Consider the following 21,744-nt stretch of genomic DNA (forward strand, 5'->3'; position numbering starts at 1 on the left):
CAATTGAGCGAAGCTTTATAGTCGACCCAGATCGTTGATCAGGGCGAGCAACATCACCCCTATGACCAAACTGATACCGATCTGGACCCCCCAACCTTGCACCCGATCCGACAGCGGACGACCGCGCGCCCACTCGACCAGGTAAAACAGCAAATGCCCCCCATCCAGAACCGGGATGGGCAGCAGGTTAAGAACCCCCAGGCTTATGCTCAGGTAGGCCAGGAAATTCAGGAAATCCCCCACGCCGGACTGGGCTGAAGCGCCCGCCACTTTAGCAATGGTTATCGGTCCGCTCAAGTTTTTTACCGAGAGCTCTCCGAACAGCATTTTCTTCAGCGATTCAAGGGTCAGGACACTCATGCTCCAGGTGCGCGACAAGCCCTCACCCACCGCGTCCAGCGGGCCGTAGCTGACTTCGCGGAGCATGCTGGCAGGCCACTCGCCACCTTTTACCCCGGCACCGAGATAGCCGCCAGCAGCCTTGCCCTCGCCCTTGCGCGCCAGGGTCACCGGCAGCTCCAGGGCAGCGCCGTCACGCTCGACACGCAGCACAACCTTGGCTTGCGGGCGGGCGCGCACGGCATCGACTACCTGCTGCCATTCGTTCACGGCAATACCGTCCAGGGCCAGCAGCTTGTCACCGGTTTTCAGGCCAGCAGCGGCAGCCGGCCCCTTCGGATCGATTTCGGCCAGCACCGGCATGATCGCCGGGCGCCAGGGCTGCACGCCGAGGGACTGGATCGGATCGGGCTCGTCGGCCCCCTTGAGCCAGCTGTCCAGCTTCACTTGCAACTGACGCTCGGCAGTGGCGCCCTCGTCGCGCACGCCCACCTGCAAGGTGCCGCTCTCGCCCAGGCGCCGGACCAGCTGCAGGTTGACCGCCGACCAGCCATTGGTCGGCTTGCCATCAATGGAGACGATTTCCTGACCTGCGGCAAGGCCCGCGGATGCTGCCAGGCTGCCCGCTTCGACGGCGCCGATCACCGGACGGACCTGTTGGGTACCCAGCATCGCCAGCACCCAGAAGAACAGGATGGCCAGCAGGAAGTTGGCGACCGGGCCGGCCGCGACGATGGCGATGCGCTGGCGCACGGATTTGCGGTTGAACGCTTGGTCGAGCAGCGCCGGCGGCACCTCGCCCTCGCGTTCATCGAGCATCTTGACGTAGCCACCCAGCGGAATCGCCGCGACCATGAACTCGGTGCCATGGCGATCATGCCAGCGCAGCAACGGCGTACCGAAGCCCACCGAGAAGCGCAGCACCTTGACGCCGCAGCGACGTGCCACCCAGAAGTGGCCGAATTCATGGAAGGTGACCAGCACCCCCAAGGCCACGAGGGTGCCGATAATCATGTAGAGCGCTGTCATATCCATCTCCGAATGATGTTCAGCGGGCCGGCGTCATGCCCAGCCCCCCATGAACCATGGCGGGCCTGCATCAGCGCGCGTGGCGCCTCAGCCATTCACGGGAAAGCTCCCGGGCACGCTGGTCGGCGGCGAACACCGCGTCCAGCGACGGCAGCGGCACGACGGGCTCCTGATCGAGCACCTGTTCGATCATACGCGCGATCTCCGGGAAGCGGATACGCCGTTGGAGAAATGCCTCGACCGCAACTTCGTTGGCGGCATTGAGCACGGCTGGCGCGCTGTTGCCGGCCTCGGCAGCCTGCCGCGCCAGGCGCAGGCAAGGGAAGCGCTGTTCGTCGGGCGCCTGGAAATCCAGACGGGCTATGGCGAACAGGTCCAGCGGGGCCACCCCGGAGTCGATCCGCTCGGGCCAGGCCAGGGCGTTGGCAATCGGCGTGCGCATGTCCGGGTTACCCAGCTGCGCCAGTACCGAGCCGTCCACGTAGTCCACCAGGGAGTGGATCACGCTTTGCGGATGCACCACCACCTCGACCTTGGCCGGTGCCGCATCGAACAGCCAGCAGGCTTCGATCAGCTCCAGGCCCTTGTTCATCATGCTGGCGGAATCCACCGAAATCTTGCGCCCCATGGACCAGTTGGGGTGCGCGCAGGCTTGCTCCGGGGTGACATCCAGCAGCGCCTCGACGGGCGTTTCGCGGAACGGGCCACCCGAGGCGGTCAGCAGGATCCGGCGCACGCCGACGGCATTCAGGCCACGCGCGTAGTCACCAGGCATGCACTGGAAGATCGCGTTGTGCTCGCTGTCGATCGGCAGCAGCTCAGCGCCACTGCGGCGCACCGCGTCCATGAACAGCGCGCCGGACATCACCAGCGCCTCCTTGTTGGCCAGCAGCACCTTCTTGCCCGCCTCGACCGCGGCCAGGGTGGGACGCAAGCCGGCAGCACCGACAATGGCCGCCATCACGGCGTCGACTTCCGCCGCGCAAGCCACCTGGCACAGTCCGCCCTCGCCTTCCAGCACTTCGGTGGCGCAACCCGCCGCAGCCAGGCCTTCGCGCAGGCGCACGGCCGCCTCGGCCACCGGCACCACGGCAAACGCCGGGCGATGGCGCAGACACAGGGCCAGCAACTCGTCGATACGCGAATAACCGCTCAGGGCGAACACCTCATAGCGGTCAGGATGGCGCGCGATGACATCCAGCGTGCTCAGGCCGATGGAGCCAGTGGCGCCGAGCACGGTAATGCGCTGCGGGCGGCTCACATCACACCCCATTCCGCAGCCCACAACAGCACGGCGAAGATCGGGATGGCGGCCGTCAAGCTGTCGATGCGATCCAGCACCCCGCCATGACCAGGCAGCAGGTTGCTGCTGTCCTTGATGCCGGAGCGGCGCTTGAACATGCTCTCGGTCAGGTCACCGACTACCGACGACATGACCACCAGCGCGGCACCGAGCAGGCCCAGCAGGATCTGGCCGACGCTCCAGTCGCGACCGATGCCGACCACCACGGTGATGGCCAGGCTGACCGCCAGGCCACCATACACGCCTTCCCAGCTCTTGCCCGGGCTGACCTGCGGGGCCAGCTTGCGCTTGCCGAAGGCACGCCCGGAGAAATACGCACCGATATCGGCGGCCCACACCAGCACCATGACCGACAGGATCAGCCAGTTACCCAGCGACCAGTGCTTGAGCAGTAGCAGCCCCTGCCAGGCCGGCAGTAATACCAGCAGGCCGATCAGCAGGCGGCAGGCGGCACTGGCCCACAGTTCGCTGCTGCGCGGGTAGGTCAGCACCAGCCAGGTGGCCAGCCCCCACCAGATCACCGCAGCGCCCAGCACCCAGGGCGCCAGCTCGGGAAGGATATACAGCAGCATCAGCGCTCCGGCGACCACCGCGGCATAGGCGATACGCAGCGGCTGGGCCATCAGCCCGGCCAGGCGTGCCCACTCCCAGGCGCCGAGCGTTACCACAAAGCCGATGAACAGGGCGAAATCCCCGCCATTGAGCAGGAAGAAGCCACCCAGCGCGATCGGCAGCAGGATCAGCGCGGTAATGATGCGTTGTTTAAGCATTAAGCACGAGCTCCAGCCTCGACCTGCTCGCTGGTCTTACCGAAGCGGCGCTGGCGCGAAGCGAAATCGGCCAGGGCATTGCGCATGGCCTCGTGTTTGAAATCCGGCCAGTACAGGTCGGAGAAATACAGCTCGGCATAGGCCAGCTGCCACAGCAGGAAATTGCTGATGCGGTGCTCACCACCGGTGCGGATGCACAGGTCCGGCAGCGGCAGTTCGCCGGTTGCCAGGCAGGTCTGCAACAGGCCCGGGGTGATGTCCTCCGGGCGCAGGTGCCCGGCTTGCACTTCCCGCGCCAGCCGCTGGGCGGCCTGGGCGATGTCCCACTGACCACCGTAGTTGGCCGCGATCTGCAGGATGAAACGGTTGTTACCGGCAGTCAGCGCCTCGGCCTCGCGCATGGCAGCCTGCAGCTCCGGATGGAAACGCGAACGGTCACCGATGATACGCAGGCTGATGTTGTTCTCGTTCAGGCGCCTGGCCTCGCGGCGCAAGGCCGAGAAGAACAGCTCCATCAGCGCACCGACCTCTTCGGCGGGGCGCTGCCAGTTTTCGCTGGAGAACGCGAACAGGGTCAGCACCTCGACCCCGGATTCTGCACACACCTCGATGACCGCGCGAACGGCGTCGACACCCGCCTTGTGCCCGGCAACGCCGGGCAGCAGGCGCTTTTTCGCCCAGCGGTTGTTGCCATCCATGATGATCGCGACATGACGCGGCACCGAGGGCGGCACCGCTGGCTTGGTCTTTTCCATTAAAAAACCCCGGCCTTAGACGGCCATCAGGTCCTTTTCCTTGGCTTTGAAGGCGGCATCGACTTCAGCAACGAACTTGTCGGTCAGCTTCTGGATGTCGTCAGCGGCGCGACGCTCTTCGTCTTCGCTGATTTCCTTGTCCTTGGTCAGCTTCTTCAGCTCGGCCAGGGCATCGCGGCGCACGTTGCGCACAGCGACCTTGGCATCCTCGGCAACGCCGCTGGCCTGCTTGGTGTAGCCCTTGCGGGTTTCCTCGGTCAGGGCCGGCATCGGCACACGAATGGTGGTACCGGCGCTGGACGGGTTCAGGCCCAGGTCGGAAGTGAGGATGGCCTTCTCGATGGCAGCGCTGAGGTTCTTGTCGTGGGCGACGATCTTCAGGGTGCGGGCATCTTCGACGGTGATCGCGGCCACCTGGTTCAGCGGCATCTCGCTGCCCCAGGCCGGGACCTTGACGCTATCCAGGATGCTTGGGTGAGCGCGACCGGTGCGGATTGCCGCCAGGTTGCGACCCAGGGCCTCGAGGGACTTGGTCATGCGCTCCTGCGCGTCTTTCTTGATGTCGTTGATCATGCTTGGCCTTCCTCGATCAGAGTGCCTTCAGCGCCACCCACCACGATGTTCAGCAGGGCGCCAGGCTTGTTCATGTTGAATACCCGCAATGGCATCTTGTGGTCACGGCACAGGCAGATTGCGGTCAGGTCCATCACACCCAGCTTGCGATCGAGCACCTCGTCGTAGGTCAGGTGATCGAACTTCTCGGCGTGCGGGTCCTTGAATGGATCGGCAGTGTACACACCATCGACCTTGGTCGCCTTCAGCACCACGTCGGCATCGATTTCGATGGCGCGCAGGCAGGCCGCGGAGTCGGTGGTGAAGAACGGGTTGCCGGTACCGGCGGAGAAAATTACCACATCCCCGGAGTTGAGGTGGCGAATAGCTTTGCGACGATCGTAATGATCGGTGACGCCAACCATGGAAATGGCCGACATGACCAGGGCCGGGATGTTCGAGCGCTCCAGCGCGTCGCGCATGGCCAGGCCGTTCATCACGGTGGCCAGCATGCCCATGTGGTCACCGGTGACACGGTCCATGCCGGCTGCGCTGAGCGCGGCACCGCGGAACAGGTTGCCACCGCCGATCACCAGGCCGACCTGGACCCCGATCCCTACCAGCTGGCCAACTTCGAGGGCCATGCGATCCAGCACCTTCGGGTCGATCCCGAAGTCTTCCGAGCCCATCAGGGCCTCGCCGCTAAGTTTGAGCAAAATGCGTTTATAGCGAGGTTGGCGACCACTCACCTGCTGAGCCATTGCGAGTCTCTCCTGCGGCGTACTTTTAGAAAATTCGTGCGGGCTGTTTTCAGCCTGCTAACTGTAGCGTGGCACCGCTTCGGTGCCAGCGAAGAGAGAGTCGGATAAACCCCTCTCCGTTTTGACAAAGAGGCTGCGCGCGTGAGCGGGCAGCCTCTTCGGGGCGACAGACGGGGCTGTCTTACTGCTTGGCAGCAGCGACCTGGGCGGCAACTTCTTCAGCGAAGTTGTCGACTGGCTTCTCGATGCCTTCGCCGACCTTGAAGTAGGTGAAGGAAACGATTTCAGCACCGGCTTTCTTGGCCAGCTCGCCAACCTTGACTTCCGGGTTCATGACGAAAGCCTGCTCGACCAGCGAGGCTTCGGCCAGGAACTTCGAGATACGACCCTTGATCATGTTCTCGACGATGTTTTCCGGCTTGCCGGCGATCTTGTCAGCGTTCAGCTGCAGGAAGACGCCCTTCTCGCGCTCGATGGCTTCGGCCGAAACTTCCGACGGCAGCAGGAACTCTGGGTTCGAAGCTGCAACGTGCATGGCGATGTTCTTGGCCAGCTCGACGTCGCCGCCTTTCAGGACAACGGCAGCGCCGATCTTGTTGCCGTGCAGGTAGGCACCGACCACGTCACCTTCAACGCGCACCAGGCGACGAATGTTGACGTTTTCGCCGCACTTGGCGACCAGCGCTTCACGCGCAGCTTCACGCGATGCGATCAGCGGAGCGGCGTCGGTCAGCTTCTGGGCGAAGGCTTCTTCGATGCTGTCGGCTACGAAAGCCTTGAAGTCGTCTTGCAGGGCCAGGAAGTCGGTCTGCGAGTTCACTTCCAGCAGGACGGCGGATTTACCGTCGGTCTTGACCGCGATAGCGCCTTCAGCAGCGACGTTGCCAGCCTTCTTGGCGGCCTTGATGGCGCCCGAGGCACGCATGTCGTCAATGGCTTTCTCGATGTCGCCGCCGGCCTTTTCCAGGGCCTTCTTGCAATCCATCATGCCTTCGCCGGTACGCTCGCGCAGTTCTTTGACCAGCGCTGCAGTAATTGCTGCCATTTCAAAATCCTCTTGGAAAGTTTTTCAACCATTCCACCCGTTGCTCACGGGCGTTCAATTCTGCAAATCCACTGTGTCTATCTCAGCAGGGCCCATGATGCGGGGCCGATGCTGACAGCAGGATTTCAAGGTGGCAAAAAGGGGGCAGAGCCCCCTTTTTGCGTGCCAAGTCGACGCTAGCGTCTAATTACTCGGCAGCAGGTGCAGCCGCTTCTTCAGCGTAAACTTCGGTGCCGCCGGCAACGTTGTTGCGGCCACGGATGACTGCGTCAGCCATCGAAGTCATGTACAGCTCGATAGCGCGGATGGCGTCATCGTTACCTGGGATGATGTAGTCAACACCTTCCGGGCTGCTGTTGGTATCGACAACGCCGATAACCGGGATACCCAGTTTGTTGGCTTCGGTGATCGCGATGCGCTCGTGATCAACGTCGATAACGAACAGAGCGTCAGGCAGACCGCCCATGTCCTTGATACCGCCCAGGCTGCGATCCAGTTTTTCCAGGTCGCGGGAGCGCATCAGGGCTTCTTTCTTGGTCAGCTTGGCGAAAGTGCCGTCTTCGGCCTGGGTTTCCAGGTCGCGCAGACGCTTGATCGAAGCGCGGATGGTCTTGTAGTTGGTCAGCATGCCGCCCAACCAACGGTGGTCAACGTATGGCGAACCGCAACGAGCAGCCTGCTCGGCGACGATCTTGCCAGCGGAACGCTTGGTGCCGACGAACAGGATCTTGTTCTTGCCCTGGGCCAGGCGCTCTACGAACGCCAGGGCGTCGTTGAACATCGGCAGGGTTTTTTCCAGGTTGACGATGTGGATCTTGTTGCGCGCGCCGAAAATGTACTTGCCCATTTTCGGGTTCCAGTAACGGGTCTGGTGGCCGAAGTGCACACCGGCCTTCAGCATATCGCGCATGTTGACTTGGGACATGATAGTTCCTTGATAAGTCGGGTTGGGCCTCCACGTATCCCAATGACCAACCCGCGAATTCTGCAACTCGGGGCACCCAGGCCATCGTGTCGACACGTGTGTGGGTTAAGTGCTGACGGGGTCGTCCCCGAAAGCGGCGCATTTTATACCACAGACAGCGGCCGAACGGAACCCGGATACTGTTGCGTCCGTCAGCGGTTTTTGCAGCACCCTGGCTTTCGCGCCAGAATGCCAGCTATAGACAGCAGCATGAGCGTCTTTATCCCGACCGATCGGCGCCCTGCTCTGCTAGAATCCGGCCTTTCCCGTTTGTTCGCGCCGCATGCGGCGCTGTAGAGAGCCTGTAATGACCGTCACCATCAAGACTGCAGAAGACATCGAGAAGATGCGCATCGCCGGCCGCCTGGCCGCCGAAGTGCTGGAAATGATCGAGGAACACGTCAAGCCCGGTGTCACCACCGAAGAGCTGGACCGCCTGTGCCACGACTACATCGTCAATGTCCAGCAGGCCATCCCGGCACCGCTCAACTACAAGGGCTACCCGAAGTCGATCTGCACCTCGATCAACCATGTGGTCTGCCACGGCATCCCCAACGACAAGCCGCTCAAGGACGGTGACACGCTGAACATCGACGTCACCGTGATCAAGGACGGCTACCACGGCGACACCAGCCGCATGTTCCATGTCGGCACCGTGCCGGTATGGGCCGAGCGCCTGTCCAAGGTCACCCAGGAGTGCATGTACAAGGCCATCGAGCTGGTCCGGCCGGGCTGCCGCCTGGGCGACATCGGGGAAGTGATCCAGAAGCACGCGGAAAAGAACGGTTTCTCGGTAGTACGCGAGTTCTGCGGCCACGGTATCGGCAAGGTGTTCCACGAGGAGCCGCAGATCCTTCACTATGGCCGCGCCGGCACCGGCATGGAGCTGAAGGAAGGCATGACCTTCACCATCGAGCCGATGATCAACCAGGGCAAGGCCGACACCAAGGTACTGGGCGACGGCTGGACCGCCATCACCAAGGACCGCAAGCTTTCGGCCCAGTGGGAACACACCCTGGTGGTGACCGCGACCGGCTACGAGATCTTCACCCTGCGCAAGGACGACACCATCCCGCGCACCTCGGCCTGACGCACTCACAACGGCCAACCCCTCGACAGGAACCTGACGCGATGTCACAGGTGGATCCCGAGCTGTTCGACCGCGGCCAGTTCCAGGCGGAACTGGCCCTCAAGGCGAGCCCCATCGCCGCCTTCAAAAAGGCCATCCGCCAGGCCGGCGAGGTGCTCGACAAGCGTTTTCGCAGCGGCAGCGAAATCCGCCCGCTGATCGAGGCTCGCGCCTGGCTCGTCGACAATATCCTGCAACAGGCATGGAACCAGTTCGACTGGGGCGACCACAGCGGTATTGCCCTGGTCGCGGTTGGCGGCTACGGGCGCGGCGAACTGCACCCGCATTCGGACATCGACCTGCTGATCCTGCTGGGCGCCGCCGAACACGAGCAGTACCGCGACGCCATCGAGCGCTTTCTCACCCTGCTGTGGGACATCGGCCTGGAAGTGGGCCAGAGCGTGCGCACCGTCGACGAGTGTGCCGAGCAAGCCCACGCCGACCTGACGGTCATCACCAACCTGATGGAAAGCCGCACCATCGCCGGCCCCGAGGCCTTGCGCCAGCGCATGCTGGAGGTCACCGACACCACACACATGTGGCCGAGCAAGGACTTCTTCCTGGCCAAGCGCGCCGAACTCAAGGCCCGCCACCACAAGTACAACGACACCGAGTACAACCTCGAACCCAACGTGAAGGGTTCGCCCGGTGGCCTGCGCGACATCCAGACCGTGCTGTGGGTGGCCCGTCGCCAGTACGGCACCCTCAACCTGCACGCGCTGGCCGGCGAAGGCTTTTTGCTGGAAAGCGAGAACGAGCTGCTGGCCTCGTCCCAGGACTTTCTGTGGAAGGTGCGCTACGCCTTGCACATGCTGGCCGGGCGCGCCGAGGACCGCCTGCTGTTCGATCACCAGCGCAGTATCGCCGCGCTGCTGGGCTACAGCGACGACAACCCCAAGCGGGCGATCGAGCAGTTCATGCAGCAGTACTACCGGGTGGTGATGAGCATCAGCCAATTGTGCGACCTGATCATCCAGCACTTCGAAGAGGTGATCCTCGCCGATGACGACAGCGGCACCACCCAGCCGCTGAATGCACGTTTCCGCCTGCATGATGGCTATATAGAGGCCACCCGGCCGAACGTGTTCAAGCGCACCCCGTTCGCCATGCTGGAGATCTTCGTGCTGATGGCCCAGCACCCCGAGATCAAGGGCGTGCGCGCCGATACCGTGCGCCTGCTGCGCGAACATCGGCACCTGATCGACGACACCTTCCGCACCGATATCCGCAACACCAGCCTGTTCATCGAGCTGTTCAAGTGCGAAATCGGCATCCACCGCAACCTGCGGCGGATGAACCGCTATGGCATCCTCGGCCGCTACCTGCCGGAATTCGGCCTGATCGTCGGGCAGATGCAGCATGACCTGTTCCACATCTATACGGTGGACGCGCACACCCTCAACCTCATCAAGCACCTGCGCAAGCTGCAGTACACGCCGGTGTCGGAGAAATTCCCGCTGGCCAGCAAGCTCATGGGGCGCCTGCCCAAGCCCGAGCTGATCTACCTGGCCGGCCTGTACCACGACATCGGCAAGGGGCGCCAGGGCGACCACTCCGAACTGGGCGCCCTGGATGCGCAGAAGTTCTGCGAACGCCACCAGTTGCCGGCCTGGGACAGCCGCCTGATCGCCTGGCTGGTGCAGAACCACCTGGTGATGTCGACCACCGCCCAGCGCAAGGACCTGTCCGACCCGCAGGTGATCAACGACTTTGCCCTGCACGTGGGCGACGAAACGCGCCTGGACTACCTGTACGTACTGACCGTGGCCGACATCAACGCCACCAACCCCAGCCTGTGGAACTCGTGGCGCGCCAGCCTGCTGCGCCAGCTGTACACCGAGACCAAGCGTGCCCTGCGCCGTGGCCTGGAAAACCCGCTGGACCGCGAGGAGCAGATTCGCCAGACCCAGTCTGCGGCGCTGGATATCCTGGTGCGCGAGGGCACCGACCCGGACGACGTCGAGCAATTGTGGTCGCAGCTGGGCGATGACTACTTCCTCAAGCACACCGCCGCCGACGTCGCCTGGCACAGTGACGCGATCCTGCAGCAGCCGGCCGACGGCGGGCCGCTGGTACTGATCAAGGAAACCACCCAGCGCGAATTCGAAGGTGGCACGCAGATCTTCATCTACGCCCCCGACCAGCACGACTTCTTTGCCGTGACGGTGGCGGCCATGTCGCAACTGAACCTGAACATTCATGACGCGCGGATCATCACCTCGAGCAGCCAGTTCACCCTCGACACCTATATCGTGCTGGACAACGATGGCGGCTCGATCGGCGACAACCCGCAGCGGGTCAAGCAGATTCGCGACGGCCTGACCGAAGCGCTGCGCAACCCCGAGGACTACCCGACCATCATCCAGCGCCGGGTCCCGCGCCAGCTCAAGCACTTCGACTTCCCGCCGCAGGTGACCATCCTCAACGATGCCCAGCGGCCAGTGACCATCCTCGAGATCACCGCGCCGGACCGCCCAGGCCTGCTGGCCCGGCTAGGGCGGATCTTCCTGGAGTTCGACCTGTCGCTGCAGAATGCCAAGATCGCCACCCTTGGCGAGCGGGTGGAAGACGTGTTCTTCATCACCGACGCCGACAACCAGCCGCTGTCCGACCCACAGCTGTGCAGCCGCCTGCAGGAGGCCATTGTCCAGCAGCTGCAAGCCGGACAGGCCAGCGATACCAGCCCGACCCGCATGACCTTTTAACGACCAGACGATTGACGAGACCTTGCGCCGATGAACCATGCCTTGACCCAGCTTCAGCCCTACCCGTTCGAGAAACTCCGCGCCCTGCTGGGCAGCGTGAAGCCGGCGGCGGACAAACGCGCCATCGCCCTTTCGATAGGTGAGCCGAAGCATGAATCGCCGGCGTTCGTCGCCCAGGCCATGGCCGACAACCTCGACAAGCTGGCGGTCTACCCCAGCACCATCGGCCTGCCGGCCTTGCGCCAGGCGATCGGCCAGTGGTGCGAGCGCCGCTTTGGCGTGCCGGCCGGCTGGCTGGACGCCGAGCGCCACATCCTGCCGGTCAACGGTACCCGCGAGGCGCTGTTCGCCTTCACCCAGGCCGTGGTCAACCGCGCCGATGACGGCCTTGTGGTCAGCCCCAACCCGTTCTACCAGATCTACGAAGGCGCGGCGCTGCTGGCCGGTGCCACCCCGCACTACCTGCCGTGCCTGGAAAGCAACGGTTTCAACCCCGACTTCGACGCCGTGCCGGCCGAGGTGTGGCAGCGTTGCCAGATCCTGTTCCTGTGCTCGCCGGGCAACCCCACGGGCGCGCTGGTGCCGATGGCCACTTTGAAAAAGCTGATTGCCCTGGCCGACCAACACGACTTCGTGATCGCCGCCGACGAGTGCTACAGCGAGCTGTACTTCGACGAAGACGCCCCGCCACCGGGCCTGCTGACTGCCTGCGCGGAGCTGGGCCGCAGCGACTTCAAGCGCTGCGTGGTGTTCCACAGCCTGTCCAAGCGTTCCAACCTGCCGGGCCTGCGTTCGGGCTTCGTCGCCGGGGATGCCGAGATCATCAAGCCATTCCTGCTGTACCGCACCTACCATGGCTGTGCCATGCCGGTACAAACCCAGCTGGCCAGCATTGCCGCCTGGCAGGACGAGGCGCATGTGCGCGAGAACCGCGACCAGTACCGCGCCAAGTACGATGCCGTGCTGGATATCCTGCAGCCGGTGCTGGACGTGCAGCGCCCGGATGGCAGCTTCTACCTGTGGGCCAAGGTGCCGGGTAGCGATGCCGAATTCACCCGCGACCTGTTCGCGGCCCAGCATGTGACGGTGGTGCCGGGCTCGTATTTGTCGCGCGAAGTGGATGGGGTGAACCCGGGTGCCGGGCGTGTGCGCATGGCGCTGGTCGCGCCGCTGGCCGAGTGCATCGAGGCGGCGGAGCGGATTCGCGCGTTCCTGCAAGACCGCTGACTGGATTGGGGCGCTTTGCGCCCCATTCGCGGGGCAAGCCCGCTCCTACAGGTTCTCCATGTATCTGAGGTTGAATGGGGACCTGGGATTGGGGGCGCTTTGCGCCCCATTCGCGGGGCAAGCCCGCTCCTACAGGTTCTCCATGCATCTGAGGTTGATGGGGACCTGGGATTGGGGGCGCTTTGCGCCCCATTCGCGGGGCAAGCCCGCTCCTACAGGTTCTCCATGCATCTGAGGTTGATGGGGACCTGGGATTGGGGGCGCTTTGCGCCCCATTCGCGGGGCAAGCCCGCTCCTACAGGTTCTCCATGCATCTGAGGTCGGTGGGGACCTGTGGGAGCGGGCTTGCCCCGCGAATGGCATCAGCAGATCTACTTGACCGGCCCCAGGTTCGCCTCGCTCAAGTCCAGCTCGCCCAGCACCTGCCGCACCACCTCGTCACCTACCAGATGCTGACGATGCAGGTCGTACAGCTCCAACCGCTGCGCCCGCAGCGCGCGCAGGCGCAGGCGCCGCTCCAGCAGGTCCATCTGTTGCGCCAGGGCCTTGGCCTCGGCGCTGTCGTTGTAGCTGTCCAGTTCATCCCGGTATTCCGCCATCAGGCGCGCCTTGAGCTCGGTGGCCAAGGTCGCCTGCGCGGCATCCTGCGGCGCATTGCTGTCGATCACCTCTTCTGCCTCCAGAGCATGGATCGCCGCCTCGGCAGTACGCCGCCAGGCCTCCTGCACTTCCTGGTGCAAGCGCTCGTCCGGGCTCTTGGTCACCCCGCGCAGCAGCAGCGGCAGGCAGATACAGGCGGTAATCAGCGACAGCAGAATCACTCCGGCGGCGATGAAGATCAGCAAGTCACGCTCTGGAAACACCTTGTCCGCGCCTATCAACAGCGGAATCGACATGACACCGGCCAGGGTGACTGCTCCGCGTACACCGCCCAGGGTCAGCAGCCAGCAGGAGCGCGCCGTGGGCATCAGGACCAACGCCGGCTTGCCGCGCCAGCGTCGCACCACCCCGATCGAGCGCCAGATGCTCTGCACCCAGATGAAACGCAGCAGGATCAACGCGGCAAAGATTGCCACCACATCCAGGCAACGCCAGGCGAGGGTCGGCCAGACGCTGGCTTCGTGGCTGACCACGGCCTTGATGATGTCGGGCAATTGCAGGCCCAGCAGGAGGAAGATCAGGCCATTGAAAGCGAACTCCAGCAGCGACCAGACACTGCGGTTGAGCAGGCGGGTGCTGGTCTGCCGGGGCAGCAGGTCGAGCCAGCTCTGCATCATGCCGGCCGCTACCGCGGAGAGAATGCCCGACACGCCCAGGCGCTCGGCCAGTACGTAGGCGGCGAACGGCAGGAGCAACATGAACACCACGTGGGTGGCCGGGTCGTCCCAGCCGCGGGCGATCATCCACGCCCGCAGGCGGCCGATCAGCCAGCTCAGGGCGACACCCACGGCAAGGCCGCCCAGGGCGACCAGGACGAAGCTGAAGCTGGCATCGGCCAACGAGAACACCCCGGTGATCGCTGCCGCCAGGGCGAACTTGAAGGTCACCAGGCCGGACGCATCGTTCATCAGGGCCTCGCCTTGCAGCATGTGCATCAGCGGGGTGGGCAGGCGGTCCTGGGCAATGGCCGACACCGCCACGGCGTCGGTCGGCGACAACACTGCCGCCAGGGCGAAGGCCACCGGCAGCGGAATGCCAGGCAGCAACCAGTGGATGAAATAACCGGCCCCGACCACGGTGAACAGCACCAGCCCAACGGCCAACGCCACTACTGGGCCACGGATGCGCCACAGCTCGCGCTTGGGAATGCGCCAACCGTCGGCGAACAGCAAGGGCGGCAGGAACAGGAACAGGAACAGTTCAGGGTCCAGGGCCACATGCAGGCCCAGCGTCGGCCAGGCCAGCAAGGCACCGGCGGCAATCTGCACCAACGGCAAGGGCAGCGGGATCAGGCGGCCGACCAGCTTCGACACGCTGACCAGCGTAAGCAGGATGAGGACGGTATAAGCGGACTGCATCCGGTAGGGCTTCCTTTATGAACCAGAATCGACAGCGGGGCGAAAGCGCGCCATTGAAACAATATGTTAGCGGGGTAGCGTGAGGCGAGGCCGCTGCACGATAGTCGCAGGTGGGGGATGAATATGTAACATGATGAGACGCGGGGCTGGAGCGCATGCCTTGGGTCTGCGGTGCCCGCGAGATCGAGCGCCGCGCGAGCGGCGCTCAATCCCACAGGTGCTACAACCCCCCAAGGCATGCTCCACCCCGTGGCGCTCAAAGGATGGTTCCCGCATAATCCCGCGACTGACATTCGAACACGGAGAAATTGAGGCAGCCTGTGGCCTCAATGCACATAATGACCTACACGCTCTACGGCATCAAAGCCTGCGACACCATGAAAAAAGCGCGTACCTGGCTCGACGAAAAAGCCGTCGCCTACGAATTCCACGATTACAAGACCCAAGGCATCGACCGTGACAGCCTGAACCGCTGGTGCGACGAACACGGCTGGGAAGTCATCCTCAACCGTGCCGGCACCACGTTCCGCAAGCTGGACGACGCCAGCAAGGCCGACCTCGACCAGGCCAGGGCCGTCGAACTGATGCTGGCCCAGCCGTCGATGATCAAGCGCCCGGTGCTGGACCTGGGCACCCGCACCCTGGTCGGTTTCAAGCCCGACCTGTACGCCGCTGCCCTGGCCTGAGCCCCTACCCTATTTCGCACGAGGTAATCACATGTCCAATACCCTGTTCAGCCTGGCCTTCGGTGTCGGCTCCCAGAACCGCCAGGGCGCCTGGCTGGAAGTGTTCTACGCACAACCACTGCTCAACCCGAGCGCCGAACTGGTCGCTGCCGTAGCGCCGCTGCTCGGCTACGCAGGTGGCAATCAGGCCATCGCCTTCAGCACTGCCCAGGCCGCACAACTGGCCGAAGCGGTGAAAGGCGTCGACGCCGCCCAGGCCGCCCTGCTGACCCGCCTGGCCGAGAGCCACAAGCCGCTGGTCGCCACCCTGCTGGCCGAAGACGCTGCACTGAGCTCGACTCCGGAGGCCTACCTCAAGCTGCACCTGCTGTCGCACCGCCTGGTCAAGCCGCACGGTGTAAGCCTGGCCGGCATCTTCCCGCTGCTGCCGAACGTGGCCTGGACCAACCAGGGCGCAGTCGACCTGGCCGAACTGGCCGAGCTGCAACTGGAAGCGCGCCTGAAGGGCGAGCTGCTGGAAGTGTTCTCGGTGGACAAGTTCCCGAAAATGACCGACTACGTGGTCCCGGCCGGCGTGCGTATCGCCGACACCGCCCGTGTGCGCCTGGGCGCCTACATCGGCGAAGGCACCACCATCATGCACGAAGGCTTCGTCAACTTTAACGCCGGCACCGAAGGCCCGGGCATGATCGAAGGCCGCGTTTCCGCTGGCGTGTTCGTCGGCAAAGGTTCCGACCTGGGCGGCGGCTGCTCGACCATGGGCACCCTGTCCGGTGGCGGCAACATCGTCATCAAGGTTGGCGAAGGCTGCCTGATCGGCGCCAACGCCGGTATCGGTATCCCGCTGGGCGACCGCAATACCGTCGAGGCCGGCCTGTACATCACCGCTGGCACCAAGGTGAACCTGCTGGACGAGAACAACCAGCTGGTCAAAGTGGTCAAGGCCCGCGACCTGGCCGGCCAGACCGACCTGCTGTTCCGCCGCAACTCGCTGAACGGTGCGGTGGAGTGCAAGACCCACAAGTCGGCGATCGAGCTGAACGAGGCGCTGCACGCGCACAACTGAGAACCCTGCAGCCCTGCAGCAGCGGATTCTCAGCGCTTGAAATGCTAAGATCGGGTCTGGCACCACGCCAGACCCGATTTTCTTCCAGGCCCCGCGACCATGTTCCAGCCCTCCCCCTGGCGTGCCGATTTCCCCGCGATCGCCGCCCTGCAACGGCAGCACCAGACCTACCTGGACAGCGCCGCCACCACCCAGAAGCCGCAAGCCCTGCTCGATGCCCTGAGCCATTACTACGGCCATGGCGCTGCCAACGTGCACCGTGCCCAGCATTTGCCCGGCGCACTCGCAACCCAGGCTTTCGAAACCAGCCGCGACAAGGTCGCCGCCTGGCTCAATGCGGCAGAATCACGACAGATCGTCTTCACCCACGGTGCCACGTCGGCGCTGAACCTGCTGGCCTATGGCCTGGAACAGCGTTTCGAGGCCGGGGATGAAATTGCCGTCAGCGCCCTGGAGCACCACGCCAACCTGCTGCCCTGGCAGCAGTTGGCGCAGCGGCGCAAGCTGCGTCTGGTGGTACTGCCGCTGGACGCCCATGGCCGCATCGACCTGGACCAGGCACTGCAACTGATCGGGCCACGCACCCGGGTACTGGCGGTAAGCCAGCTGTCCAACGTGCTGGGTACCTGGCAGCCGCTGCCGGCGCTGCTGGCCCATGCCCGCGCGCAAGGCGCGCTGACCGTGGTCGACGGTGCCCAGGGGGTGGTGCATGGGCGACATGATGTACAGCAGCTGGGTTGCGACTTCTATGTGTTCTCCAGCCACAAGCTGTACGGCCCGGAAGGCGTCGGCGTGCTGTACGGCCGCAGCCAGGCACTGGAATTGCTGCGCCACTGGCAGTTCGGCGGCGAGATGGTGCAACTGGCCGACTACCAAAGCGCCAGCTTCCGCCCCGCGCCGCTGGGTTTCGAGGCCGGAACGCCGCCGATCGCCGGGGTGATCGGCCTGGGCGCGACCCTGGACTACCTGGCCAGCCTCGATGCCCGGGCGGTCGAAGCCCATGAGACGAGCCTGCACCAGCAGTTGCTGCGTGGCCTGGGCGACCGCGATGGTGTACGCATCCTTGGCGCACCACAGGCCGCCCTGGCCAGTTTCGTCATCGAAGGCGTGCACAACGCTGACATTGCCCACCTGCTGACCGAGCAGGGTATTGCCGTGCGTGCCGGGCACCACTGCGCCATGCCGCTGCTCAAGGGGTTGGGGCTGGAGGGCGCCATCCGCGTGTCGCTGGGGCTGTACAACGACAGCGATGACCTGCAGCGCTTCTTCGACGCGCTGGATCAAGGCCTGGAGCTGTTGCGATGAACCTGCCGATACACGCCTGCCAGGCGCTGGAGGCGTTTGCGCAAAGCAAGGGCTGGGAACAGCGTGCACGCTTGCTGATGCAATGGGGCGAGCGTCTGGAGCCCTTGGCTGAGGCTGAAAAGACCGAGGCCAACCGGGTGCATGGCTGTGAAAGCCTGGTGTGGCTGGTGGCCGAGCAAGTCGAAGGTGCGTGGCGGTTCAAGGCCAGCAGCGATGCACGTTTGCTGCGCGGGCTGCTGGCGTTGCTGCTGGTGCGGGTGCAGGGGTTGGCCAGTGCAGAGCTGGCCGCGCTTGATCTGCGTGAGTGGTTTACCCAACTGGGCCTGGAGCGCCAGCTGTCGCCGTCGCGCAGCAATGGGTTGCATGCAGTGTTGCAGCGGATGGCGGAGCTGGCGTCCAACCGTTGAATCGCGCTGGCTTCTTCGCGGTCTATTCAGGCTTGACCCGCTCTGAAGGCCGTCGCGCCCCCGCCACCAGCTTTTCCACCGCCTTGCTCGCCGCCACCATGCCAAAGGTCGCGGTCACCATCATCACCGCGCCAAAACCACCCGAGCAGTCCAGGCGCACGCCTTCACCGACAAAACTCTTCTGCAGGCATACACTGCCATCCCCCTTGGGATAGCGCAGTTGCTCACTGGAAAACACGCACGGCACGCCATAATTGCGGCTGACGTTGCGCGAGAAGTTGTAGTCGCGGCGCAGGGTGGAACGCACCCGCGAAGCCAGCGGGTCGTTGAAGGTCTTGTTCAGGTCGGCGATCTGGATCTGCGTCGGGTCGATCTGCCCACCAGCGCCACCGGTAGTAACAATGGCGATCTTGCGCCGGCGGCACCAGGCAATCAACGCGGCCTTGGCCATGACGCTGTCGATGCAGTCGATCACGCAGTCGAGGTTTTCGCTGATGTACTCGACCATGGTGTCACGGGTGACGAAGTCGGCTACCGCATGCACCGTGCAGGCCGGGTTGATCGCGCGCAGGCGCTCGGCCATGACCTCGACCTTGGGCCGCCCCACCTGCCCTTCCAGGGCGTGGGCCTGGCGGTTGGTATTGCTGACGCAGACGTCGTCGAGGTCGAACAGGGTGATCTCGCCCACGCCACTACGGGCCAGCGCTTCGGCCGCCCACGAGCCAACCCCGCCAATACCGACCACGGCCACATGGGCCTGGGCCAGGCGCTGCAAGCCTTGGTCGCCATATAGCCGGGCAACGCCGGCGAAGCGTGGATCTTCTGTGCTCATGCTCATACCCCAAAAAACCGGCGCGCATTATATGCCAGCGGGCCCATGACCTGCATCGTTAGGAAAGAGCCTACCAACCCTGCTTTAATGTCCTATCACTTCGACACAAATGGACGACAATGTCTTCTCGTAAATTCGGCCTGAACCTGGTTGTGGTCCTGGCCATCGCCGCGTTGTTCACCGGGTTCTGGGCGCTGATCAATCGCCCGGTTTCCGCGCCTGCCTGGCCCGAGCAGATCTCCGGCTTCTCGTATTCGCCATTCCGCCTGGGGGAAAGCCCACAAAAAGGCCAGTACCCCACTGATGACGAGATGCGCCAGGACCTGGAGCAGTTGAGCAAACTGACCGACAGCATCCGTACCTATACGGTGGAAGGCACCCAGGCCGATATTCCGCGGCTGGCCGAGGAGTTCGGCCTGCGGGTCACGCTGGGCATCTGGATCAGCCCCGACCTGGAACGCAACGAGCGCGAGATTGCCACCGCCATCCAGCTGGCCAACACCTCGCGCAGCGTGGTCCGGGTGGTGGTCGGCAACGAGGCGCTGTTCCGCGAGGAGGTCACCCCGGAAAACCTGATCCAGTACCTGGACCGGGTACGTGCAGCGGTGAAGGTACCGGTGACCACCAGCGAGCAGTGGCACATCTGGAAAGAAAACCCGCAGCTGGCTAAGCACGTCGACCTGATCGCCGCGCACATTTTGCCGTACTGGGAGTTCGTGCCGATGCAGGATTCGGTCGCATTCGTCCTCGACCGGGCCCGCGAACTGAAACACCAGTTCCCGCGCAAGCCGCTGCTGCTGTCGGAGGTCGGCTGGCCGAGCAACGGCCGCATGCGCGGTGGTGCCGATGCCACCCAAGCCGACCAGGCCATCTACCTGCGCACCCTGGTCAACACCCTCAACCGCCGTGGTTACAACTACTTCGTCATCGAAGCCTATGACCAGCCCTGGAAAGCCAGTGACGAAGGGTCTGTAGGCGCCTACTGGGGCGTGTACAACGCCGAGCGCCAGCAGAAATTCAACTTCGACGGCCCGGTGGTGGCGATCCCGCAATGGCGTGCCCTGGCAGTGGCCTCGGTGGTCCTGGCCCTGATTGCGCTGACGGTGCTGTTCATCGACGGCTCTGCCCTGCGCCAGCGTGGCCGCACCTTCCTGACCTTCATCACGTTCCTGTGCGGGTCGGTCCTGGTGTGGATCGCCTACGACTACAGCCAGCAATACAGCACCTGGTTCAGCCTGACCGTGGGCGTGCTGCTGGCCCTTGGCGCGCTGGGGGTGTTCATCGTCCTGCTCACCGAGGCCCACGAACTGGCCGAGGCAGTATGGATACACAAGCGCCGCCGCGAATTCCTGCCGGTGCAGGCCGACAGCGCCTACCGGCCCAAGGTGTCGGTGCATGTGCCGTGCTACAACGAGCCGCCAGAAATGGTCAAGCAGACCCTCGACGCCCTGGCCGCACTGGACTACCCCGACTACGAGGTGCTGGTGATCGACAACAACACCAAGGACCCGGCCGTGTGGGAGCCGCTCAAGGCCCATTGCGAGAAGCTCGGCGAACGCTTCAGGTTCTTCCACGTCGCGCCATTGGCCGGCTTCAAGGGCGGCGCGCTGAACTACCTGATCCCGCATACCGCCAAGGACGCCGAAGTGATTGCGGTGATCGACTCGGACTACTGCGTCGACCGCAACTGGCTCAAGCACATGGTGCCGCACTTCGCCGACCCGAAAATCGCCGTGGTGCAGTCGCCGCAGGACTACCGCGACCAGCACGAAAGCGCCTTCAAGAAGCTCTGCTACAGCGAGTACAAGGGCTTCTTCCACATCGGCATGGTCACCCGCAACGACCGTGACGCGATCATCCAGCACGGCACCATGACCATGACCCGGCGCAGCGTGCTGGAAGAACTGGGCTGGGCCGAGTGGTGCATCTGCGAGGACGCCGAGCTGGGCCTGCGCGTGTTCGAGAAGGGCCTGTCGGCGGCCTACGCCCACAACAGCTACGGCAAGGGCCTGATGCCTGACACTTTCATCGACTTCAAGAAGCAGCGTTTCCGCTGGGCCTATGGCGCCATCCAGATCATCAAGCACCACGCCAGCGCGCTGCTGCGCGGCAAGGGCAGCGAGCTGACCCGTGGCCAGCGCTACCACTTCCTGGCCGGCTGGCTGCCATGGATCGCCGATGGCATGAACATCTTCTTCACCGTCGGCGCGCTGCTGTGGTCGGCGGCGATGATCATCGTGCCCCACCGGGTCGACCCGCCACTGATGATCTTCGCCATTCCACCGCTGGCGCTGTTCTTCTTCAAGGTCGGCAAGATCATCTTTCTCTACCGGCGCGCAGTGGGGGTGAACCTGAAGGACGCCTTTGCCGCGGCGCTGGCCGGTCTGGCGTTGTCGCACACCATCGCCAAGGCGGTGCTGTACGGCTTCTTCACCAGTAGCATGCCGTTCTTCCGCACGCCGAAGAACGCCGACAGCCATGGCTTGCTGGTGGCGATTTCCGAGGCCCGTGAAGAGCTGTTCATCATGTTGCTGCTTTGGGGTGCGGCACTGGGCATCTATCTGGTGCAGGGGCTGCCGAGTTCGGACATGCGTTTCTGGGTGGCGATGTTGCTGGTGCAATCGTTGCCTTATGTGGCGGCCTTGGTGATGGCGTTCCTGTCGTCGTTGCCCAAGCCGGGGGAAAAAGCCGCCGAGCCGCAGCAGGCTTGAGAATGCGGGGGCTGCTTTGCAGCCCATTCGCGGGCATGCCCGCTCCCACAGGTCCGTCGCGGGCAATCAGAGCTGTGCAGTACCCGGGGAGCGGGCGTGCCCGCGAATGGGCCGTGCCGCCTGAAACCGTTTGATATAAG

General features: G+C 64.1%; 18 protein-coding genes. 8 read left to right on the forward strand and 10 right to left on the reverse strand.

The window, feature by feature from the left end; genetic code table 11:
* Positions 1-15 precede the first annotated feature (15 nt).
* The 8 genes from rseP to rpsB all read right to left on the reverse strand — a co-directional run bounded on the left by rseP (position 16) and on the right by rpsB (position 7,479).
* Positions 16-1,368 carry an RIP metalloprotease RseP gene (gene rseP / locus QSV36_RS22645; RefSeq protein ID WP_289134599.1) on the reverse strand — a complete coding sequence of 451 codons (1,353 nt, stop codon included), beginning with the start codon at positions 1,366-1,368 and terminating at the stop codon, positions 16-18.
* 70 nt (positions 1,369-1,438) lie between these two features.
* A complete protein-coding gene (gene ispC, locus QSV36_RS22650) occupies positions 1,439-2,629 on the reverse strand; it encodes a 1-deoxy-D-xylulose-5-phosphate reductoisomerase (RefSeq protein WP_289134601.1) in 1,191 nt (396 codons plus the stop codon).
* On the reverse strand, positions 2,626-3,441 hold the full coding sequence (locus tag QSV36_RS22655) for a phosphatidate cytidylyltransferase (protein WP_289134602.1): 816 nt from the start codon (positions 3,439-3,441) through the stop codon (positions 2,626-2,628). The genes ispC and QSV36_RS22655 overlap by 4 nt, the downstream gene beginning before the upstream one ends.
* Positions 3,441-4,196: a polyprenyl diphosphate synthase gene (gene uppS / locus QSV36_RS22660; protein WP_225776614.1), complete on the reverse strand. Its 756-nt coding sequence runs from the start codon at positions 4,194-4,196 to the stop codon at positions 3,441-3,443. The genes QSV36_RS22655 and uppS overlap by 1 nt, the downstream gene beginning before the upstream one ends.
* Before the next feature lie 15 nt (positions 4,197-4,211).
* Positions 4,212-4,769 (reverse strand): ribosome recycling factor, encoded by a 558-nt coding sequence (gene frr, locus QSV36_RS22665; RefSeq protein ID WP_289134605.1) that lies wholly within the window; start codon positions 4,767-4,769, stop codon positions 4,212-4,214.
* A complete protein-coding gene (gene pyrH / locus QSV36_RS22670) occupies positions 4,766-5,509 on the reverse strand; it encodes a UMP kinase (protein ID WP_003252294.1) in 744 nt (247 codons plus the stop codon). The genes frr and pyrH overlap by 4 nt, the downstream gene beginning before the upstream one ends.
* 181 nt (positions 5,510-5,690) lie before the next feature.
* On the reverse strand, positions 5,691-6,554 hold the full coding sequence (gene tsf, locus QSV36_RS22675; protein ID WP_225776613.1) for a translation elongation factor Ts: 864 nt from the start codon (positions 6,552-6,554) through the stop codon (positions 5,691-5,693).
* Between the two features lie 187 nt (positions 6,555-6,741).
* Complete coding sequence (gene rpsB, locus QSV36_RS22680) at positions 6,742-7,479, reverse strand: 30S ribosomal protein S2 (protein WP_046616139.1); 738 nt, start codon at positions 7,477-7,479, stop codon at positions 6,742-6,744.
* Positions 7,480-7,825: 346 nt separating this feature from the next.
* On the opposite strand from rpsB, the gene map reads away from it, so the two are divergent.
* The 3 genes from map to dapC are packed head-to-tail and all read left to right on the forward strand — an operon-like array spanning position 7,826 to position 12,579.
* On the forward strand, positions 7,826-8,608 hold the full coding sequence (map, locus tag QSV36_RS22685; protein WP_087501394.1) for a type I methionyl aminopeptidase: 783 nt from the start codon (positions 7,826-7,828) through the stop codon (positions 8,606-8,608).
* 41 nt (positions 8,609-8,649) lie between these two features.
* Positions 8,650-11,352 carry a [protein-PII] uridylyltransferase gene (locus tag QSV36_RS22690; RefSeq protein WP_289134610.1) on the forward strand — a complete coding sequence of 901 codons (2,703 nt, stop codon included), beginning with the start codon at positions 8,650-8,652 and terminating at the stop codon, positions 11,350-11,352.
* 30 nt (positions 11,353-11,382) lie between these two features.
* Complete coding sequence (dapC, locus tag QSV36_RS22695) at positions 11,383-12,579, forward strand: succinyldiaminopimelate transaminase (protein ID WP_289134612.1); 1,197 nt, start codon at positions 11,383-11,385, stop codon at positions 12,577-12,579.
* A gap of 371 nt (positions 12,580-12,950) precedes the next feature.
* Here the strand turns inward: dapC and QSV36_RS22700 are convergent, their stop codons facing one another.
* Entirely contained in the window at positions 12,951-14,597 is a 1,647-nt protein-coding gene (locus QSV36_RS22700) for a Na+/H+ antiporter (RefSeq protein ID WP_289134614.1), read from the reverse strand.
* A 338-nt stretch (positions 14,598-14,935) separates the two neighbouring features.
* Here QSV36_RS22700 and QSV36_RS22705 point away from each other — a divergent pair, with 338 nt between their 5' ends.
* The 4 genes from QSV36_RS22705 (at position 14,936) to QSV36_RS22720 (ending at position 18,061) form a co-directional block, all read left to right on the forward strand.
* A complete protein-coding gene (locus QSV36_RS22705) occupies positions 14,936-15,283 on the forward strand; it encodes an ArsC family reductase (protein ID WP_289134616.1) in 348 nt (115 codons plus the stop codon).
* Positions 15,284-15,314: 31 nt separating this feature from the next.
* Positions 15,315-16,349, forward strand: a complete 1,035-nt coding sequence (dapD, locus tag QSV36_RS22710; protein ID WP_289134617.1) for a 2,3,4,5-tetrahydropyridine-2,6-dicarboxylate N-succinyltransferase — start codon at positions 15,315-15,317, stop codon at positions 16,347-16,349.
* A 99-nt stretch (positions 16,350-16,448) separates the two neighbouring features.
* On the forward strand, positions 16,449-17,654 hold the full coding sequence (locus QSV36_RS22715) for a cysteine desulfurase (RefSeq protein ID WP_289134619.1): 1,206 nt from the start codon (positions 16,449-16,451) through the stop codon (positions 17,652-17,654).
* Positions 17,651-18,061, forward strand: a complete 411-nt coding sequence (locus QSV36_RS22720; RefSeq protein ID WP_289134621.1) for a SufE family protein — start codon at positions 17,651-17,653, stop codon at positions 18,059-18,061. Before QSV36_RS22715 ends, QSV36_RS22720 begins: the two co-directional genes overlap by 4 nt.
* 22 nt (positions 18,062-18,083) lie before the next feature.
* Here QSV36_RS22720 and tcdA read toward each other — a convergent pair whose 3' ends face one another.
* Positions 18,084-18,893, reverse strand: coding sequence for a tRNA cyclic N6-threonylcarbamoyladenosine(37) synthase TcdA (gene tcdA / locus QSV36_RS22725; protein ID WP_289134622.1), 810 nt, complete (start codon positions 18,891-18,893; stop codon positions 18,084-18,086).
* A 119-nt stretch (positions 18,894-19,012) separates the two neighbouring features.
* Between tcdA and QSV36_RS22730 the strand changes: the two genes are divergently transcribed.
* Entirely contained in the window at positions 19,013-21,604 is a 2,592-nt protein-coding gene (locus QSV36_RS22730; RefSeq protein WP_289134624.1) for a glycosyltransferase, read from the forward strand.
* The last annotated feature ends 140 nt before the right edge of the window (positions 21,605-21,744 follow it).

It is taken from the genome of Pseudomonas sp. BCRC 81390, assembly GCF_030341915.1.
In the GTDB taxonomy this organism is placed as follows: domain Bacteria; phylum Pseudomonadota; class Gammaproteobacteria; order Pseudomonadales; family Pseudomonadaceae; genus Aquipseudomonas.

Bases quoted from the DNA above. Each gene is read 5' to 3' on its own strand.
- QSV36_RS22700 (WP_289134614.1), bottom strand. From the start codon at position 14,597: ATGCAGTCCGCTTATACCGTCCTCATCCTGCTTACGCTGGTCAGCGTG.
- QSV36_RS22730 (WP_289134624.1), top strand. From the start codon at position 19,013: ATGTCTTCTCGTAAATTCGGCCTGAACCTGGTTGTGGTCCTGGCCATC.
- rseP (WP_289134599.1), bottom strand. From the start codon at position 1,368: ATGACAGCGCTCTACATGATTATCGGCACCCTCGTGGCCTTGGGGGTG.
- QSV36_RS22720 (WP_289134621.1), top strand. From the start codon at position 17,651: ATGAACCTGCCGATACACGCCTGCCAGGCGCTGGAGGCGTTTGCGCAA.
- uppS (WP_225776614.1), bottom strand. From the start codon at position 4,196: ATGGAAAAGACCAAGCCAGCGGTGCCGCCCTCGGTGCCGCGTCATGTC.
- map (WP_087501394.1), top strand. From the start codon at position 7,826: ATGACCGTCACCATCAAGACTGCAGAAGACATCGAGAAGATGCGCATC.
- QSV36_RS22705 (WP_289134616.1), top strand. From the start codon at position 14,936: ATGACCTACACGCTCTACGGCATCAAAGCCTGCGACACCATGAAAAAA.
- dapC (WP_289134612.1), top strand. From the start codon at position 11,383: ATGAACCATGCCTTGACCCAGCTTCAGCCCTACCCGTTCGAGAAACTC.
- frr (WP_289134605.1), bottom strand. From the start codon at position 4,769: ATGATCAACGACATCAAGAAAGACGCGCAGGAGCGCATGACCAAGTCC.
- tcdA (WP_289134622.1), bottom strand. From the start codon at position 18,893: ATGAGCACAGAAGATCCACGCTTCGCCGGCGTTGCCCGGCTATATGGC.
- QSV36_RS22655 (WP_289134602.1), bottom strand. From the start codon at position 3,441: ATGCTTAAACAACGCATCATTACCGCGCTGATCCTGCTGCCGATCGCG.
- QSV36_RS22690 (WP_289134610.1), top strand. From the start codon at position 8,650: ATGTCACAGGTGGATCCCGAGCTGTTCGACCGCGGCCAGTTCCAGGCG.
- dapD (WP_289134617.1), top strand. From the start codon at position 15,315: ATGTCCAATACCCTGTTCAGCCTGGCCTTCGGTGTCGGCTCCCAGAAC.
- QSV36_RS22715 (WP_289134619.1), top strand. From the start codon at position 16,449: ATGTTCCAGCCCTCCCCCTGGCGTGCCGATTTCCCCGCGATCGCCGCC.
- pyrH (WP_003252294.1), bottom strand. From the start codon at position 5,509: ATGGCTCAGCAGGTGAGTGGTCGCCAACCTCGCTATAAACGCATTTTG.
- tsf (WP_225776613.1), bottom strand. From the start codon at position 6,554: ATGGCAGCAATTACTGCAGCGCTGGTCAAAGAACTGCGCGAGCGTACC.
- rpsB (WP_046616139.1), bottom strand. From the start codon at position 7,479: ATGTCCCAAGTCAACATGCGCGATATGCTGAAGGCCGGTGTGCACTTC.